The sequence below is a fragment of the uncultured Rothia sp. genome (genome assembly GCF_963544205.1).
Lineage (GTDB): Bacteria > Actinomycetota > Actinomycetes > Actinomycetales > Micrococcaceae > Rothia.
This window is the reverse complement of the sequence record NZ_CAUUDY010000006.1, coordinates 98,578-116,094: the sequence shown is the minus strand read 5'-3', so window position 1 is coordinate 116,094 and position 17,517 is coordinate 98,578. Positions and strand designations below refer to the sequence as shown.

Annotated in this window: 14 protein-coding genes and 1 CRISPR repeat array (1 of these 15 only partly in view); of the genes, 8 read left to right on the top strand and 6 right to left on the bottom strand. The window is 55.1% G+C overall.

Annotation, left to right across the window (positions count from 1 at the left end; genetic code table 11):
* From RWZ58_RS05005 to RWZ58_RS04985, 5 genes are all read right to left on the bottom strand, one after another.
* On the bottom strand, positions 1 to 427 hold a 427-nt coding region (locus tag RWZ58_RS05005; protein WP_314657866.1), incomplete at its 3' end, for a putative sulfate exporter family transporter.
* A gap of 91 nt (positions 428 to 518) precedes the next feature.
* Positions 519 to 1,016 carry a DUF6318 family protein gene (locus RWZ58_RS05000; RefSeq protein WP_314657864.1) on the bottom strand — a complete coding sequence of 166 codons (498 nt, stop codon included), beginning with the start codon at positions 1,014 to 1,016 and terminating at the stop codon, positions 519 to 521.
* A 48-nt stretch (positions 1,017 to 1,064) separates the two neighbouring features.
* Positions 1,065 to 1,799, bottom strand: a complete 735-nt coding sequence (locus tag RWZ58_RS04995) for a DUF6318 family protein (RefSeq protein WP_314657862.1) — start codon at positions 1,797 to 1,799, stop codon at positions 1,065 to 1,067.
* 181 nt (positions 1,800 to 1,980) lie between these two features.
* Complete coding sequence (locus tag RWZ58_RS04990; protein ID WP_314657860.1) at positions 1,981 to 2,871, bottom strand: peptide ABC transporter ATPase; 891 nt, start codon at positions 2,869 to 2,871, stop codon at positions 1,981 to 1,983.
* Between the two features lie 284 nt (positions 2,872 to 3,155).
* Positions 3,156 to 3,899 carry a DUF6318 family protein gene (locus RWZ58_RS04985; protein WP_314657858.1) on the bottom strand — a complete coding sequence of 248 codons (744 nt, stop codon included), beginning with the start codon at positions 3,897 to 3,899 and terminating at the stop codon, positions 3,156 to 3,158.
* A 699-nt stretch (positions 3,900 to 4,598) separates the two neighbouring features.
* Here RWZ58_RS04985 and zapE point away from each other — a divergent pair.
* Entirely contained in the window at positions 4,599 to 5,648 is a 1,050-nt protein-coding gene (gene zapE, locus RWZ58_RS04980; RefSeq protein WP_049327058.1) for a cell division protein ZapE, read from the top strand.
* 129 nt (positions 5,649 to 5,777) lie between these two features.
* Here the strand turns inward: zapE and cas3 are convergent, their stop codons facing one another.
* Positions 5,778 to 8,927 (bottom strand): CRISPR-associated helicase Cas3', encoded by a 3,150-nt coding sequence (cas3, locus tag RWZ58_RS04975; protein WP_314657856.1) that lies wholly within the window; start codon positions 8,925 to 8,927, stop codon positions 5,778 to 5,780.
* Between the two features lie 377 nt (positions 8,928 to 9,304).
* Here cas3 and casA point away from each other — a divergent pair, with 377 nt between their 5' ends.
* From casA to cas2e, 7 genes are all read left to right on the top strand, one after another.
* Complete coding sequence (casA, locus tag RWZ58_RS04970) at positions 9,305 to 10,990, top strand: type I-E CRISPR-associated protein Cse1/CasA (RefSeq protein WP_314657854.1); 1,686 nt, start codon at positions 9,305 to 9,307, stop codon at positions 10,988 to 10,990.
* A complete protein-coding gene (casB, locus tag RWZ58_RS04965) occupies positions 10,983 to 11,597 on the top strand; it encodes a type I-E CRISPR-associated protein Cse2/CasB (protein WP_314657852.1) in 615 nt (204 codons plus the stop codon). The genes casA and casB overlap by 8 nt, the downstream gene beginning before the upstream one ends.
* Before the next feature lie 28 nt (positions 11,598 to 11,625).
* The gene (gene cas7e / locus RWZ58_RS04960) at positions 11,626 to 12,747 is read left to right on the top strand and encodes a type I-E CRISPR-associated protein Cas7/Cse4/CasC (protein ID WP_314657850.1); all 1,122 of its coding nucleotides are present in this window, start codon (positions 11,626 to 11,628) and stop codon (positions 12,745 to 12,747) included.
* A complete protein-coding gene (cas5e, locus tag RWZ58_RS04955) occupies positions 12,747 to 13,463 on the top strand; it encodes a type I-E CRISPR-associated protein Cas5/CasD (RefSeq protein ID WP_314657848.1) in 717 nt (238 codons plus the stop codon). The genes cas7e and cas5e overlap by 1 nt, the downstream gene beginning before the upstream one ends.
* A complete protein-coding gene (cas6e, locus tag RWZ58_RS04950; RefSeq protein ID WP_313987848.1) occupies positions 13,460 to 14,140 on the top strand; it encodes a type I-E CRISPR-associated protein Cas6/Cse3/CasE in 681 nt (226 codons plus the stop codon). The genes cas5e and cas6e overlap by 4 nt, the downstream gene beginning before the upstream one ends.
* Before the next feature lie 111 nt (positions 14,141 to 14,251).
* Positions 14,252 to 15,193 carry a type I-E CRISPR-associated endonuclease Cas1e gene (gene cas1e / locus RWZ58_RS04945; protein ID WP_314657845.1) on the top strand — a complete coding sequence of 314 codons (942 nt, stop codon included), beginning with the start codon at positions 14,252 to 14,254 and terminating at the stop codon, positions 15,191 to 15,193.
* Positions 15,190 to 15,528: a type I-E CRISPR-associated endoribonuclease Cas2e gene (gene cas2e, locus RWZ58_RS04940; RefSeq protein WP_049352937.1), complete on the top strand. Its 339-nt coding sequence runs from the start codon at positions 15,190 to 15,192 to the stop codon at positions 15,526 to 15,528. The genes cas1e and cas2e overlap by 4 nt, the downstream gene beginning before the upstream one ends.
* Before the next feature lie 94 nt (positions 15,529 to 15,622).
* Positions 15,623 to 17,517: direct repeats of the CRISPR family, unit length 29 nt; unit sequence ATGTTCCCCGCGCGAGCGGGGATGAGCCG; it runs 1,611 nt beyond the window's last position.

The following is a 17,517-nucleotide window of genomic DNA, read 5'->3' as shown; positions in this document are numbered from 1 at the left end:
TGGCGTGAATAACAGGAGCAGTCGCTGCAATGGCAGAACCGCCACAGATAGAAGATCCAACTCCAATCAAGGTAGCTAGCTTTGTATCAAGGTTAAAAAAGCGTTGGAAAAAGAAAGCTATAATCAATGCAATTGAAATAGTTGAAAGGATAACAGGAAGGGAAGATGTTCCAACTGCGAAAACTTGTGAGATACTGAGTCCAAACCCAAGCAAAATAACAGCATACTGAAGCAGTTTTTTGGAGCTATAAGTCAAACCGGCATCCAGTTGTGTATAGGAAGTGAGAAAGGGATGGAGAATCATTCCGATAAAAATGGCGAAAACAGGTGCTCCCACAACAGGCAGAAATCCTCCTAAAACCCAAGAGATGATAGAAATGATCAGGCAGACTGACAGTCCTGCCCAATTTTTTGATAGAAATGACATAAAAACCTCCGAAAATAAACACTCCTTATTATAATCTTATTTGATAAAATAGAAAGTAGGAATACAGACCCAGCCCGGGGAGCGTACCACCTCAGCCTCCGCGCTGATAAAGGCCTTCGATATCCTTGAGGAACTTAATATCCTTCTCGTAGGTATCCAGCATATAGGGCCATACATACTGCATGTCACCGGTCTGAATACCGTAGTTACGGGCTCTGACCCAATCGGTCATCATCTCACGAAGACCAGCAAAGGTTTCAGGGTACTGTTGCGGCTTAGCCTTGGGGAGAGGGACGTTCTGAGCTATACCGTATTCATCAGCTTCACGGTATTCGCCGTCGGGTGCTTTCGAGCCGCCAGAATATCCACGAGTCACAACAGGCTTCGGGGTGGTTGAGACCGAAGCAGATGCAGACTCAGATGCCACTGCAGACGCCGAAGCGGTCTCGCTCGGAGCAGTGGTCGATGATGCCGAGGCGGCTGCCGCCTCATTGTTAGCTTGCTGACCGCAGGCTGCAAGAATGGTACTGAGGCCTATGAGTGCGCCGCCGCTCAACATTGCGCGGCGGGTAAAAATGGTGGAAGTCATGGAAGTGTATTCCTCGTATCGGCGTGGTATGTGAATCAAAAGAAAAGGCTATTTATCGTTTTGCAATTCTTCGTCTGATTTACTTCCAACAATCTTCCAATAACCATCAGAATAGGTGAAGAGGAAGTAGAAAGTATCGTCACTGGTGTCAGTGTTAGCTTCCATATTCAATGTACCGTCGGGTTCTACATACATAACGGTGCTCCAGAACCGGCGATGCAACATGCGGTACTTTTTCTTCGCCTCATCGTAGATGAGCGGGCCTTGAGGTTGGTAGCTGTCCAGCCCGTCAACGGTCCATCCGCCGCGCTGGTAAAGACTCTCGATGTACTGGTAGAACTCGTATTCTTCAGCGTCTTTCGTGATGTACTTGAACGCGTAGGAGCAGTCACCGGTCTGGATGGCGTAGTTATGGGAGACAAGCCAGTCCTTCATCATGCGGTAGAGGCCTTGTTCGGTCTCAGGGTACTGTGCGGGCTCTTTGCGGGGTTCCTGGACGTTCTGCGCAGGGCCGTAACCATCAGCTTTGCGATACTTGCCATCCGGGGCTTTGGAATTGCCCGAATATCCACGAGTCACAACAGGCTTCGGGGCGGTTGAGACCGAAGCAGATGCAGACTCAGATGCCACTGCAGACGCCGAAGCGGTCTCGCTCGGCGCGGCAGAGGCGGTGGCTGCCCCCTCGTTATTTGCCTGCTGGCCACACGCCGCAAGCAGGGCCCCCAGGCCCACAAACACGCCGCTGCTCAGCATTGAGCGGCGGGTCAAAAGAGTGGAAGTCATAGAGGAAACTCCTCATATCGGTGTGAAGTGTGAATAGGTGGCTGGCTAGAAACCGGAAGACTATCCAGCCGAAGGGAAGAACCCCGATAGATGAGAAGCCACATGTGTTTCGAGAAGCCACCATTATCGTGGCTTCTCGGCGAACATGTGGCTTCTCAGCGTAAGACCCACGGGGGGGGCTTTACATGTCGGGCCAGTCGCGGTGCAGTGAATACTCTGTGTCCCCGTCACCATTGTCGTTCAGATGCCAGCGCTGGCCGGTGCGGATATCGGCCTTGCGTAGGCGCGGGTTCGGGTTATCCTTCTTACCCATGGTGGGGTCGTTCTTGCAGCCCCAACGAGTATCGTCTTCATCGCAGGTGCCGCCGACACGGCCCACATCAACCCACCACACACGAATCAGTAGCGGTTCAGCAGTGTCCTTCTTGATGACAGTACGCATCGCCTGCCATGGGCCACCATTGACGCGGTACCGGCCAGCATAAGAGACCGTTGCGTAGGCGTGGAAGTTACCCGAACGCTTATATGCATAGCTGGTCGCAGTCGGTCGTGCTTTCGAGCCTGACTTCGGGTAGATGGGCTCGCCGATGGTGTAAGACGTGCCCTCGTCACCGTTGCCGTACTGGACGGTCATCTGCACCGGATAAGACTCGATTTCAACGTGACCGGCCGAAAGCTCACCTTCCCAATAAGCGGTGGGAGCTTCAGCGTAGAAATTGACGTTGTCGCCCTTGTAGATATTCGGGTCACCTTTAGCTCTGCCGGTGCCGTTACCGGAGTTATAGGACTGCTTCAGGATAGGGGGTCGGATATCGGTGTTGGCGAATTTGTCTTCAATTTCTTGAAGCATTTCAGCAGGGTTTGGCTTGCGAGGTTCTCCGGGGTTATTGGCGGTTAGGGTGCGGGATTCTACTGGGGTGCAGTAGGTTCCGATGCCGGAGGTATTGTAGTAACCGGTGTAGTCGTTGCCGTCGTCAGGCTGCATCCAGGTGCGGAAGTACTGTCCTGGCTGATGATCAGCGGTGACGCAGGAGTCTTTATCGGTGGTTGAAGCGTAATATTGACCGCCCATGCCATCATTTGCAAGATAATGCGTCTCCTCAAATTTTTGCTGTTGCTGTTGTTTTGCAGTCCTAAGATCATCTTGGGCAGACTCATGATTAGGATAAGCATTTGTTTGAGCTATATCATCTACATCATCATATGAAGAGGGAACGCTATACGGTGCTTTTACGTCGGAAATACTATGATTGTTGTTATCTGAGGTGTCCTCTAAAGCGTAAATTAGATGTGAAGCAGGGCCAATAAAACCTATTATACATGTCGCACAGAATAGGGATAGTTGTTTTTTGTGCATTATTTAATAACTCCTTGTTCGCGGAGCTGCTTATTAGAAACATAACCAGACAGATACCAATAACCATCCTTATAGCGATAACGCATCATGAAAACTTCGTTATTATCATGCTTGGTATTGGAATGCTCCGTCCTGCTTCCATCAGGATTGACATAGATGGCATAGGTCCAAAGGCGCCGAGTAAGAACCCAATACTCTTTTGCTTTATCGTCGTAATTGAGGGTGCTCTCTGCTTGAAAATCTGAGGTTCCCGCAATAACCCAGCCGCCACGCTGATAAAGACCCTCGATATCCTTGAGGAACTTAATATCCTTCTCGTAGGTATCCAGCATATAGGGCCATACATACTGCATATCACCGGTCTGAATGCCGTAGTTACGGGCTCTGACCCAATCGGTCATCATCTCACGCAGACCGGCGAAGGTTTCGGGGTACTGTTGCGGCTTAGCCTTGGGGAGAGGGACGTTCTGAGCCATACCGTATTCATCAGCTTCACGGTATTCGCCGTCAGGTGCTTTCGAGCCGCCGGAGTAGCCACGAGTAATGACCGGGCTCGGAGTAGCTGATGCAGAAGCAGTATCAGATGCCGCGGTAGACGCCGAAGCTGATTCGCTCGGCGCGGCGGAGGCGGTGGCTGCCGCCTCGTTATTTGCCTGCTGGCCGCACGCCGCAAGCAGGGCACCAATGCCCACAAGTGCGCCGCCGCCCAGCAGGGTACGGCGGTTGAAGATGGTCGAATCCATAGAAGATGCGCTCCTATCGTCGGTGATGGTGTGTTGTTTAGTTACTAGTGTCGGGCTGCTTTTGTGGGTCGTATCTGACCTCCGGAAGGAAAACAGCCCCGTAGTGCGCCTAACAAGCGCATCAATGCGCCGTAGAACACTACAGTTACCACCCTACCGCATCTTTGTGTCTATTTGCGTTGTTTTGAGTGCAATAGTATCTGAACGTCATTATTCGGACACATCAATGCTTTATGCATCAAATAAATCTACACTCGCGGAGGCGCCGACCCTGCAGAATTTGTGCCATGGTTTAGTGTCTTCGACCGTGGCTTTTAACTACGACCAAAGACGCTAACCTATGGCACGAATCCGTAACCCATTACCGAATTTGGGTCTGCGTCGGATATGTGGGCGGGAGTCGGTAATGACTTAGTTTTTTCGGTAATGGGTTAATGACTTTAGGGTGGGGTTTTAACCACCTCCAAAGACGCTAAGTCATGACTGAAATTGCTAGGTCATGACCGAACCTCCACCGGCGCGGAGCAGCACCTCCACTGGCACTGAGCGGCCCAAGCAAAACAGAGTGGCCCCGCACCCCGCCCACTCCCTCCTCATGCCCGTAATGTGGCGGGCAACTCATGCGGCTCACGCGGGGTGTTAGACAGTACTACACTTAAAGCGGAAGTCACATCGCCGTCACTGAAGAAAAGAGTTTTTGTGCCCACCACGACCGTACACTTGACCGACCGCATCCCTCGCGTTTCTGCTGATGAGTTGCTGGCGGGTTTCCGCCCCTCTGAGCGTTTTGGTGAAGTGTCTTTTGATAGCTACATTCCTGATCCGAATCAGCCGTCGCAGGCTGAGGCTGTGCAGAAGCTGAAGGATTTTGGCGACAAGATTAATGGTGGCGGCGCTGGTGCCGGTTTCTTTGGTCGCCTGTTTGGTGGCAAGAAGAAGGATTCGACGAAGGCTGGCCTGTATCTTGACGGCGGTTTTGGCGTGGGCAAGACGCACCTGTTGGCGTCGCTGTGGCATTATGTGGATGGTCCGAAGGCGTTTGGCACGTTTGTGGAGTACACGAACCTGGTGGGTGCGTTGACGTTCCGTAAGACGGTTGAGGCGTTGAGCAGCTACAAGCTGGTGTGTATTGACGAGTTTGAGCTGGATGATCCGGGTGATACTGTGCTCATGTCTCGTCTGATGCGTGAGCTGGCGGATGCTGGCGTGAAGCTTGTGGCGACGTCGAACACGCTGCCTGGTGCGCTGGGTGAGGGCCGTTTCGCGGCTGAGGATTTTAAGCGTGAGATTCAGGTGCTTGCTTCGCAGTTTGAGGTGCACCGTGTGGATGGTGAGGATTTCCGTCACCGTGGCTTGCCTGCTGCGCCGGAGCCTGTTGCTGATGATGCGTTTGATGCGAAGGTTGAGGAAGTGTTCGGCGGCCAGACTGTTGGTGTTGATAACTTCGCTGACTTGGTGGAGCATCTGGCGAAGGTGCACCCGTCGCGTTACCGTCAGCTGATTGATGGTCTGGATGGTATTGCGTGGCGTGATGTTCACCCGATTACTGAGCAGTCGGTGGCGTTGCGTTTTGTGGTGTTGGCTGACCGCCTGTATGACAAGGACCTGCCGATTGTTTCTTCGGGTGTGCCTTTTGACAAGGTGTTTACTGAGGAGATGCTGGCTGGTGGTTATCAGAAGAAGTATTTCCGTGCGGTGTCTCGTTTGACTGCGTTGGCTCGTGAGGGCATGCTCGGCGAATCTGAGTAGCCGCCGCCTGACGCTGTGAAACCCTGCAGGGTAAATCCTGCAGCGTGAACTGCGCCGAAAAGTTTATATAGTAAAGACCCCCGCCGGATGCTCCACGAGAGGATCCGGCGGGGGCTTTGTTTATCTTGGCTAGTCTTCGTTATCAAGCTTGAAGCTCTGCAGCCCTAGCTTGGTGGTGTATACCAGCTCGTAATCGCAGAGCCTGTACGAGTACACGCCTGCTTCGACCTCTTCGAAGGGCAGGATGAGCTGCCCTTCGAGGACGAATGATTTCTGCCAGTTTTCGATGCGTTCCTTTTCCAGCTGGTCGAGTGCGGCGTCGAAGCGGAGCTTCCTGCCTTTGATGCGGTTCTTGGGCGCATCTGAGTATTGGTAGGGGAGTCGAATCGATGAAGCCGCAAGTTGCATGCTTTGCCAGTAGCTCGGCGGGTCATCGGCTGAAGCGTCAAAGCAGAGAGAGTCAGCCTCGTCAGTACCGTTGATGGAAGGCAAGAGTCGGTAGCTTACAATCGCGCTCTTGGGGTTACCCGGGTCGTTTCGCTCCACCACGATTGCGATAACCTCCAAAGACGAGTCGGTATCGCGAACCTTGGCCTCACCAACTTGGTCGTCGGAGAATCGCAAGTCGTCAGGCTTAAGGAGACGATTCATACAGTCCGCCATGGTGTACTGTTCGCGCTTGGGTGCGCAGAGCAGATAGCCTTCAGCGCGGGTCTCAGCTTGTTTCTGACTCTTCTTGCATTCCTTCTCGGCGCTTTCATAGCGCTCAGACCATGCTTCCGGGATATCGGCAGAAGCACTCTTACGGTAGGTCTTTTGCACGAGCGGACTAATATCAGCCGGAATACGAATGGGCGTACCGTCAAAGTGGGGGAGTAGCTGCGCGTAACTGCTGAGCAAGATCATCGGTTCATAGACAGCTTTGGATCCGCTCGGAAAATCTGGCGCCTCGTTGTGCGAACCCACAACCTCAACTCCACGCACGTAACACACCGGCTTGCGGTACGCGGGGGCTCGCTCTGAACTGTCACGGTTCTCATGGCGGTGTAGACGTCCCATGCGCTGAAGCACCAGGTCGACCGGCGCGAAGTCGGTAATCATCACGTCAAAGTCCAGGTCAAGCGACTGCTCGATGACCTGCGTACCCACCACAATGAGGCGGTGCGGGCGCGAAGAATCCTCCCCGTCAGCTTCGCTGTAGTGCGCCTTCTTGCCGAGCTTCGATACGAGGAGTTCTTCTTGCTCGGCGCGGTGCGTGGCGGTAAAGCGAGAGTGCGTGAGGATAACGTGCTCTTCACCGAACCGTTCACTCAGAAATGCGTGCATTTCCTGGGCTCGTCCAACGGTATTGCAGATGACTGCGGCACATCCGTGGTCGTTAGCGAGCGGTTCGAGTACATTCAGGACGCTTTTGGGGCTGTCGTCAATGAGCTTCAGCTCGATTTCGGTTTGCTCTACAGGCTGTTCAACCTTCCATTTCTTGGGAGTTCCATTGTCTTCGGCAGCGAGCGTGTGAATGACGGGGTAATCCAAATCAAGAGGAGAATTATCAGTCACAGCAGGTGCTGAAGGTACTTGATTTTTCGCAAGATTAGCCATCATACGAGCTAGCTTGTCATTATTCTGTGGCGCAGAAACAGAAGCAGCTGCCTTGTTCAGTTCTGCTCCAATCCTCAGGCCCTTTGCATAGTTCTCCATGAGATCATTGCGAGTGGCTGACGGCAGGGTTGCCGACATGAGAATGACGGGCGCATTCATCTGGCCCAGCCAGTAGAGCGCAGCGGAAAGATACTTGCTCATGTATGCGTCGTAGGCGTGCACCTCATCAATGATGATGACTTTGGAAGCAAGACCGAGGTGCCGGAGCATCACATGCCGTGTTTGTAGGGCGGTCATGAGTACCTGGTCGATGGTACACACAACGAAGCTGGAGAGGAGTCCCTTCTTGGTGCCGCTGAGCCAACTGTGGCGGGCGAGAGACGTTCCGGGGCGTAACGTTTTTCGGTTGTTTTCTCGCCCGGGGGTAGATGATTCGTCGAAAATATCTGCCTTGGAGAGTGCCTCGTAGGACTTGTTGAAGCGGTTCTTGGAATGGCCCAGGAACATGGAGTGCGGCTCAATAGGTCCGCCCTGTTCTTGTGCCACGTTGTTTGTCTGGTATTTCACCCATTCGATAACACGGTCAAAGAGAGCGTTGGAGGTCGCCTGAGTCGGTGCCGCGAAGGCCACTCCGGTGCGACCGGTTGCCTGCGCAAGGAACTCGGCCGCGATGAGGCCGGCTTCAGTCTTACCCTGACCCATCGGCGCTTCGATGCACATCATGCCGCCGCTTTGCATGGAGCGTGCCGCTTCGACTACGACTTCCTGCATGGGGCGTAGGGTCGGGTTGCTCCACCCAAAACGGGATGCGTAAAGATCAGCTACGGGTGTGTCGGGGTTAGTGTCCAGCGCGGCAATCCAACGCTGTTCGAGCCCGAGCGTCTGCCAGCCGATGCGCGCTCGCTGCTCCTGCTCGGCTGAACCGAAGGTTCCCATGGGGAAGAAATCAGGGTTTGAAGCAATCCAGTCTGACATGATGACGAAACCGGTAATGCAGAACTGCACGGAAACGGGGAGAACCTGTCCGTGCTGTGCTAGCTGTTGCAACGCTGAGGATGCGCCAAAACGTTTCAGGGTAATGTTGTAGAGCTCCTGCCAGGTGGCATGCCACCTGGGGGAGAGGCGCTCCAAAATAACGTTGCTCAGTTCAGTGGATGTAGGCATGTAGTCTGCGGGTGTGCCGTGGTGTGCACCGGAGATACTCGCGAGAGTTTCAGCAACTTCGCGCTGCATGCCCTCAACGTTGCTGGTGAGTAGACGGATGAGAATACTCTGGCTGTACTTGCTGTGTGGGCATCGCAAGCCGCTAGTAGGAGTGACAAGGTCTTCGGGGAACTCAAAGTCCTGCTGTTCGATACGCTGACGGTACACAGCGAGGTTTTCGTCGCGTCGTGCATCGAGTTGCCCGGAGAATTCGGGGGTTGCCTTGCCCATGTCGTGGGTGGCGGCGAGCCAGCATACGAGTGCGCGCGTATCTTCCATGGAGAGATGGAGATGCTCACTGAATCGCTTTTGCAGGCCGGGGGCGAGCCACGTATCCCAGAGTCGGGCGGCGACAGCGCCGGCGTCGAACATGTGCTGAACGAGGGAGAGTCCGCGGGTGGGGGAGTCCTTATCTCCTGTTTTTGCCCAGAATGATGCCGTTTCAGGTGTTGAAAGATGCTCAGGGGCGGGTGCCATGATTCTCCTTAGACGGTAGACTAGTGCGTGCCTCGCTACGGTGCGAGGCGTATGTTCCCCGAAGCAGACGGGGATGAGCCAGTATTTATAAAATTGGTTGATGTGGTCCCTGCGTGAGCGGGGATTCTGCTTCTATTGCTTCCTCTACCACTCTACACCTTAAAAATATTAAAGGTATTAATAAATATTGGTAGATTGCCTTGACTTAACCTTCTTGGTGCTCCTATAGTGGAACTATCAAGCCGACAGAGGCTCACCAAGAGCCTCCTGACAAGGCTAAACCGCTGGTCTCCTCCTATTGTGGACCAGAAACAATTTTTATGACTGCTCATTCGTCACGCGACAGTGAGCTGATTTCGATGATGAAAGGAGTGAGAATGGCTAGCTTGGAAGAACCCCGCTTCAACCTTGTTGATGAAGCATGGATCCCGGTTCGACTGAAAACGGGCGAGGTTGCTGAGCTGTCACTCCATGATTTCTTCAAGCGGTTGTATGAGATTGACCGAATTCAAACGGATAATCCGCTAACCGATGTTGCAATCTTGGGCGTTGCACTCGTTATCTTTGCGCGCGCCACTTTTCTTAGCGAAGGTGTTAAGAGCTGTGGCGGCGCGGCTCCCTGGATTCGCCAGATGCGCGAGCCCGACGCTAATAACCTGACTGCTGTTCTGGGATACCTTGAAATTTTCAAGGACCGTTTCTGGCTGGTAGGCGGTGACCGCCCCTTTATGCAGGTGCATGATTTGCACACGGCTAAGGGAGACACCAAACCCGTTAGCCGCTTGCTTTTGGACTCGGAGAGTGAGTACTTCTCGGTTCGTGCTGAAAAGACCCTGGAGTCTCTGAGCTTTGCTGAAGCGGCGCGCTACCTGCTGACGATTCAAGCTTGGGACTACTCGGGCATTAAATCTGGTGCGGTAGGCGACCCCCGCGTTAAGGGCGGTAAGGGCTATCCTCTGGGTGTTGGCTGGTACGGCACCACTGGCAAGGTGATTGTTCACGGCGCCAACATGATGGAGACCCTGCTGTACAGCCTCGACTACGCGCAGCTGACTGATGATGAGTCGTTTACGCTCGACCTCCCGGTATGGGAGCGTGTTGAGCCTGATACCGCAGCACCCCGTGCGTACACTGGTGGTCCCGCGGCTCAATACAAGGATCAGCCGGTGCCCGCGAGTGGTATGTGTGAGATTCTGACCTGGCAGTCGCGTCGTATCCGCCTGCATCATGACGGCGAGCGCGTAACTTCGGTCCTTGTTGCTAATGGCGACAAGTGGTTTGACCGTAATACCTATACTGACCCTCTGACCGGGTATCGGTACAGCAAGAATCAGTCGTCGAAGACTGAACAGGTGTGGATGCCTCAGGCTCATTCGGCTGAACGTACCTTGTGGCGTGGTGCTGATGCTCTGCTGACTCGTCTTACCCCGGAATCGGAGAAGCAGAATAAGCCTGCTCCTGTGATTCGTCAGTTGGGTTCGGGAAGGTACTTCCCGACCGATGCGGAGGTACAGGTTCAGCTGGTAGGTGTTGAGTATGGCAACCAGAGCGCCGTGATTGAGAATATTATTTCTGATTCTATGACCCTTGAGCTTTCTCTGCTGACTGATGAAGGTGTGAGTGCCTCCCAGATGGTGCGTGAAAATATTCAGGCAACCATGGATGCGGCAATTGCTCTGGGGCAGTTTGCGGGTAATTTGTTGCGTGCCGCAGGTCGGGAATATGAATTCCGTGCAGATGCTACCGAAGCCGTGCTTAACCGTATGGAAGAATCTTTCCGCCTCTGGCTTGCAAATCAGGGGGCTACAGAAGACATCTCTGTCAAGAAGGAAGAATGGCAGCGTCTGGTGCGTAACGCTATCCAGCACGAATCGAACATCCTTATTGATAGTGCAGGACCCAAGGCTATGCTTGGCTTCTTTGGTAAGGATCTTTCCGGGAACGAAGTTCTTTACAGCGTTGCTCACGCAGAACGGCAGCTCCATGCGCGTCTGCGTAAGATCATCCCTTTGGCTTATCAAGCCTCTACCTCTCACTCACCTCAGGAGGATACGAATGAGTGACCGTACTGCGCAGAATGACCTGCAACAGTTTATTGCTGCAAAGGTGATGCGCCTTTACCACCAGAAGAGTAGCGGTGTTTCGTCTGCTACTGCACAGCTGGCGAAGCTTCGCCGGGGAACGGGTGAACCGCCCTTGGCTCATCCTGAGCTTTGGGGATTCGTCTTGGAGAAGGAAGACGGTACTGAAGGTATCCCCGAAGAGTACCGAGGCAAGGGCGACCAGCCGAGTAACGCGGAGAATGCTGCATACACTGCTTTGACTCTTTTTGCGCTGCACCAGCAGGCGCAGAACCAGCCCATGCATGTTGCGGGTATTTCTTTCGGTCAGGCAGTCGGTCGTTTGGTCAGTCAGACTACTTCTTCGATGAAGAAGCGTTTTGATTCTCTGCTGACCGCTCAGACGGAGAACGCTCGCCAGCATTACCTGCGTAGCCTGATTACTCTGCTCCGTTCCGAAGGTATTGCCTTTGACTACGGTCGATTTGCGGTGGATTACATGCATCTTCTGAACCCTACGAGGCGTCAGAAGGTGCTGTACCGCTGGAACCGCGACTTCTCCTACGGACTCATCCCTGTCCGCGCTGCTGCGAACAAAACCACTAAGTAACTATCACTCCTGAAAGAAGGAAAAAATTATGACTACTTTCGTCGACATCCACGCCCTGCAGACCCTGCCTCCGTCGAACATTAACCGTGACGACACCGGCAGCCCCAAGTCCGCCTTCTTTGGCGGCGTTCAGCGTCAGCGCGTTTCCAGCCAGGCTTGGAAGTCCGTTATTCGCCGCGATTTTGAATCGCACCTTGACCGCTCGAAGCTGGGTGTACGTACCCGCCTGGTTGCTGACAAGGTAGTGGCACGTATCCTGGACCTTGCGCCTGAGTTCGATGCTGACCTGGCTGAAAAGGCTGTCGTTGAGGCGTTCAAGGCGGCAAAGATTAAGCTGGAGAAGCCGAAGAAAAAGGAAGACGAAGAAGCAGGCCGCGCTGTTTCTGGCTACCTGATTCTGCTGAGCAACCAGCAGATTGACAAGCTGGCACAGGCAATTATTGATGCTAATGGTGAGAAGCTCGTTGCGAAGGATGTTAAGGAAATCCTCGACACCAACCACAGCGTTGACATCGCCCTCTTCGGTCGCATGCTGGCAGAAGCTGCCGACTTCAACGTTGACGCAGCATGCCAGGTAGCACACGCCCTGAGTGTTCACGGCTCTGAGCCTGATTTCGACTACTACACCGCCGTGGATGACGTCGTTCGTTCTTCGGATGACGCTACCGGTGCGGGCATGATTGGCACCGTTGAGATGGCGGCAAGCACCTTCTACCGCTACGCCAACATCAACCTGGATGCACTGAACGCTAATCTGGGCGATGTTTCTGCAAGTGTTGAGGCAACTCTGGCGTTTGTCCGTTCCTTCATCAATTCCATGCCTACCGGTAAGCAGAATTCTTTCGCTGCACGCACCCTGCCTGACGCGGTTATCGTGACCGTTCGTAACGACCGCCCCATCTCCTACGTGAACGCCTTCGAGAAGGCTATCACCGAGGTTGAGGGCCGCCGCGTGGCTGCTGCTCGTGCGCTCGCATCTGAGGCTAAGAACATTGAAGAAGCATACGGTTACGAGCCGGTCGCTTCGTATGTTCTGGCTTTGGGTGACCTCAAGGAAGAACTGGCTGGTCTTGGCGAGTCTGTTTCTCTGAAGGGTCTGTTGGAGTCCCTGGAATCTCAGCTGACTGCTCTCACCTCTCAGGAGTCCTAATGCCTACCCTGCTCTTGAAGATGAGCGGGCCGTTGCAGTCATGGGGCACTCAGAGCCGTTTCCGTCGCCGTGATGCTGGGCATGAGCCGAGCAAGTCTGGCGTGATTGGAATGGTCGCTGCAGCCCTGGGGCGCTCGCGTAACGAGCCGGTTGATGACCTGGTTGCGTTGAAGTTCGCGGTGCGTACGGATGCCCAGGGTACCCTGATTCGTGACTATCAGACCGCTAAGAATTGGGCTAAGAACCCGAATGGTGCGGCTTCTCTTTCGACCCGTATGTACCTTTCGGATGCTGTTTTTGTGGTGGCTCTGGAAGGTGAACGTGAACAGTTGGAGACTATCGAGTCTGCGCTGAAGAAGCCCGTATATCCTCTGTATCTTGGGCGGCGCGCATGCCCGGCTGGTTACGACCTTGTCATGGGTATTCGTGATGAGTCTGCTGAGGAGACTCTGCGTTCCTTGGAGTGGCAGGTGCCTGAGTACCGTCGCAAGGACTTTCCGAGCCCGGTTGCGTTGCGTATCCTGCGTGATGCGTTGCCTGGTGAGCGTGGCGATTTGGTGCGGGATATTCCGGTGAGCTTCAGCTCGGAGCATCGGCAGTATGCTTCGCGTGAGGTTGTGCCGGTTGAGCCTGTCCTCGTAAATATCAAGGAAGATAAGAATTCTTCCACCCAGGATACTGAGCCTGATTACATGAAGGCGGTGATGGAAGCATGACGTATTTTTCTCGTTTCATGATTAATCCGCAGCGTCGTGGTGCGTGGAAACTGCTGCGTAGCCCGCAGGCGATGCATGCCGCTGTGATGGCGACTTTGCCGCCGGATACAGACTATTCTGAGAGCCGTATTCTGTGGCGTTTGGATGAGTCTCAGCATGCGCCGACTTTGTATATGTTGAGCCCTGAGAAGCCTGATTTTTCGGCTCTTGTGGAGCAGGCTGGTTGGCAGACTCGCCCTGGTGAGAGCGCTCATTATGGTCGCCTGCTGGCGAAGCTGGAGAACGGTCAGGAATGGGCTTTCCGTCTCGCCGCGAACCCGGTGAAGCGTCACACAAATAAGCAAACGGGTAAGCGAGAGGTGTTCCCGCATGTGACGGCTGAGCAGCAGCAAGCGTGGATCCGTGAGCGTGCTCCGCAGTGGGGGTTTGAAGTAATTCCCGCGGTTGAAGGTCAGGATGTTGAGGAGTGCCCGATGGTTTCTTCTCGTCAGGACCTTGCGTTTGCTCGTCGTAATGCTGAGGGTAAGGTCGGTAAGGTGACTCACCGTAAGGCTCAGTTTGATGGTGCTCTTCGCATCACTGATGTTGAGCTGTTCCGTAAGTCTCTGCTCTCCGGTATGGGTAGGGGCAAGGCGTACGGTATGGGCCTTCTGACCTTGGCGCCCCTGTCCCGCTAGGTAACGCGGGTGAAGGGCGGGGGACTGTCCTGCGTGATGGTGCCCCGCCCTTTCTTTATTCACTCATATTTTGTGCCGATGGTGGCACGTTGATGTTCATAGGAGAAGATCATGCAGGGGGCTGTTCCTCCGAGCTCGTCTGAGCTGTTTCGTAGTTCTGACCGTTTGAGTTTTGTGTATGTGGAGCATGCGACGATTTCCCGTGCGGATAGTGCGGTGACGTTTGTGAAGGAAGAGGGCGTGGTTCATTGCCCTGCTGCGAGCTTGAGCGCTTTGTTGTTGGGGCCGGGTACTCGTATTACTCATCAGGCGATGGCTTTGTTGGGGGAGTGTGGTACTACGGTGGTGTGGGTTGGTGAGCAGGGTGTTCGTTATTATGCGAGCGGTAAGTCTGTGGCGCGTTCTTCGCGTCTGTTGATTGCTCAGGCGAAGTTGGTATCGAATACGCGGAGCCGTTTGGCTGTGGCACGCATGATGTATCAGTGGCGTTTTCCTGGTGAGGACACGAGCGAGCTGACGATGCAGCAGCTGCGTGGTAGGGAGGGCGCTAGGGTGCGTTCTGTGTATAGGCAGTGGTCTGAGCGGACTGGTGTTCCGTGGGAGCGCCGCGAGTATGATCCGAATAATTTTGGTGATGGGTCGCCGATTAATCAAGCGTTGTCAGCTGCTCATGCTGCGTTGTATGGGATTGTTCATGCGGCGATTGTGTCTTTGGGGTGTGCACCTGGGCTGGGCTTTGTGCATACGGGTCATGCTTCTTCTTTTGTGTATGACGTTGCTGATTTGTATAAGGCTGAGGTTACGATTCCTGCTGCGTTTGAGGTGGTTGCTGGCTATACGGAGGGCATGGATATTGGGTCTGTGACGCGTAGGGCGGTGCGTGACCGTATTCGTTCTGAGAAGGTGATGGAACGGGTCGTGCGGGATATTCAGCGGCTTTTGCTGTCTGAGGAGGTTCCCGAGGAGATGCTTGATAGTACTGAGATGCTTTTGTGGGATGAGTACACGGGAGGTACTGCGGCGCGTGCGAACTTTTCTGGGGATGAGTCATGATTGTGATTGTGCTGTCTGCTTGTCCGGTAAGTCTTCGTGGTGATTTGACGAAGTGGCTTTTGGAGATTAATCCTGGGGTGTTTGTGGGTCGTGTGAGTGCCAGGATTCGTGAGAAGTTGTGGGCGCGTGTGCTGGAGTCGGGTGGTACTGGTCGGGCGACGATGGTATTTCCGGCGGATAATGAGCAGCGGCTTGAGTTTCGGGTGAATAATGCGGATTGGGAGCCTGTCGATTTTGAGGGTGTGAAGCTGATTTATCGTCCGGTGGTTCGTAAAACGGTACCGAAATCTGGGTGGAGTAAGGCGAGTAGGTATCGCCGTGCTCGTCGTGGTTAGGAGCTGCTGTTTATCGTGTATCCTGGATGCAGGCTCTGGCTCCAAAGTGATTCTATTTTGCTGATGTAGGGGATAAACCCCCATGTCAGCAAGTATGTTCCCCGCGCGAGCGGGGATGAGCCGTACCTATAAGTTAACCTATCGTCATCCGCGTAATGTTCCCCGCGCGAGCGGGGATGAGCCGAGGGGGGGGAAATGAGTAGGTACCTGCACCTGATGTTCCCCGCGCGAGCGGGGATGAGCCGTTCAGCACGGGGATGCCGCTCGGGGTGTATCGATGTTCCCCGCGCGAGCGGGGATGAGCCGCTCAGCCTGCAGACCGTCCGTAATCTGCGTAGATGTTCCCCGCGCGAGCGGGGATGAGCCGGACGAGACCGGCAAGACCGCCGTACTCACGGTATGTTCCCCGCGCGAGCGGGGATGAGCCGCAGGACCTGGAGAACTACGGCACTATCCCCGTATGTTCCCCGCGCGAGCGGGGATGAGCCGGGTAAGCCACTTAGGGAGCGTGAGCGTGTCGTATGTTCCCCGCGCGAGCGGGGATGAGCCGATTCGCCCGTCTCAACATTCGTAACGCGAACAATGTTCCCCGCGCGAGCGGGGATGAGCCGCCGGTGATGGAAGCCGCAGCGATGACTCAGATATGTTCCCCGCGCGAGCGGGGATGAGCCGGATGCCTGGGCTGTCGTGATCGCCGAAGGCGAATGTTCCCCGCGCGAGCGGGGATGAGCCGTACGGCAAGTTTTCGAAGTTCCGAATTAGCAAATGTTCCCCGCGCGAGCGGGGATGAGCCGCCGGTGGTCATGGGTGCTCTCCTAGAGGTAGGATGTTCCCCGCGCGAGCGGGGATGAGCCGGGGGTGTATGTTACCAGTCTAGCATGTTTTAGATGTTCCCCGCGCGAGCGGGGATGAGCCGCAGAATCAGACCGACCATGCCAGAGGCACCAGATGTTCCCCGCGCGAGCGGGGATGAGCCGTTTTCCCGCCGCGCAGGTCAGTCAGCTTTTTGATGTTCCCCGCGCGAGCGGGGATGAGCCGCGGCCGCGCTGGGACGTGCCGGCAGTGAAACCATGTTCCCCGCGCGAGCGGGGATGAGCCGTCCATGACCTGTTTCTTCGCCTCTGCGGTCGAATGTTCCCCGCGCGAGCGGGGATGAGCCGCCATCATTTTCCCGGCGGGAGGGGGTGCAGAGATGTTCCCCGCGCGAGCGGGGATGAGCCGCTTCTCTACGTCATCGACGGTGTCGAGGCGGAATGTTCCCCGCGCGAGCGGGGATGAGCCGGACTCCACTGCCACCTCTGCGACAAGCCAATAATGTTCCCCGCGCGAGCGGGGATGAGCCGCGGGAGGTTACGCTGGTGGGCTACCTTTTCGAATGTTCCCCGCGCGAGCGGGGATGAGCCGAAAAAATGAGCACCGAATCCGAATCTGTAGACATGTTCCCCGCGCGAGCGGGGATGAGCCGAACACGGCGCAGCCGTCCTCAAAAAAACCAAGATGTTCCCCGCGCGAGCGGGGATGAGCCGGAGTGCCGCGACCGGAGACGCTTAACGCGCTGATGTTCCCCGCGCGAGCGGGGATGAGCCGCCCTCGCCGGTGAAAACACCAATCTGGCGGAAATGTTCCCCGCGCGAGCGGGGATGAGCCGGGCGTACCGACCATCTGGAAGCCAGCGTTAGGATGTTCCCCGCGCGAGCGGGGATGAGCCGAATGCCGACAATGTCCAGTTCATCAATTGGGAATGTTCCCCGCGCGAGCGGGGATGAGCCTACACCGGCGAATCAGGCGCAATCTCAGAATCAATGTTCCCCGCGCGAGCGGGGATGAGCCGCTGCGCTCGCTAAGGCAAACCAGCTGGTCAGCATGTTCCCCGCGCGAGCGGGGATGAGCCGCCCCGCCCCCGCCCGGGCGACAATAACAATAAATGTTCCCCGCGCGAGCGGGGATGAGCCGCGGGACGAAGGAGCGAGGTTCAAGGGCGGTTGATGT

Excerpts from the sequence above, each read along its gene's own strand:
- RWZ58_RS05000 (WP_314657864.1), bottom strand. The coding sequence starts at position 1,016 with ATGACTTCCACCATTTTTACCCGCCGCGCAATGTTGAGCGGCGGCGCA.
- RWZ58_RS04995 (WP_314657862.1), bottom strand. The coding sequence starts at position 1,799 with ATGACTTCCACTCTTTTGACCCGCCGCTCAATGCTGAGCAGCGGCGTG.
- RWZ58_RS04990 (WP_314657860.1), bottom strand. The coding sequence starts at position 2,871 with ATGGGCGGTCAATATTACGCTTCAACCACCGATAAAGACTCCTGCGTC.
- RWZ58_RS04985 (WP_314657858.1), bottom strand. The coding sequence starts at position 3,899 with ATGGATTCGACCATCTTCAACCGCCGTACCCTGCTGGGCGGCGGCGCA.
- cas3 (WP_314657856.1), bottom strand. The coding sequence starts at position 8,927 with ATGGCACCCGCCCCTGAGCATCTTTCAACACCTGAAACGGCATCATTC.
- casA (WP_314657854.1), top strand. The coding sequence starts at position 9,305 with ATGGCTAGCTTGGAAGAACCCCGCTTCAACCTTGTTGATGAAGCATGG.
- casB (WP_314657852.1), top strand. The coding sequence starts at position 10,983 with ATGAGTGACCGTACTGCGCAGAATGACCTGCAACAGTTTATTGCTGCA.
- cas7e (WP_314657850.1), top strand. The coding sequence starts at position 11,626 with ATGACTACTTTCGTCGACATCCACGCCCTGCAGACCCTGCCTCCGTCG.
- cas5e (WP_314657848.1), top strand. The coding sequence starts at position 12,747 with ATGCCTACCCTGCTCTTGAAGATGAGCGGGCCGTTGCAGTCATGGGGC.
- cas6e (WP_313987848.1), top strand. The coding sequence starts at position 13,460 with ATGACGTATTTTTCTCGTTTCATGATTAATCCGCAGCGTCGTGGTGCG.
- cas1e (WP_314657845.1), top strand. The coding sequence starts at position 14,252 with ATGCAGGGGGCTGTTCCTCCGAGCTCGTCTGAGCTGTTTCGTAGTTCT.
- cas2e (WP_049352937.1), top strand. The coding sequence starts at position 15,190 with ATGATTGTGATTGTGCTGTCTGCTTGTCCGGTAAGTCTTCGTGGTGAT.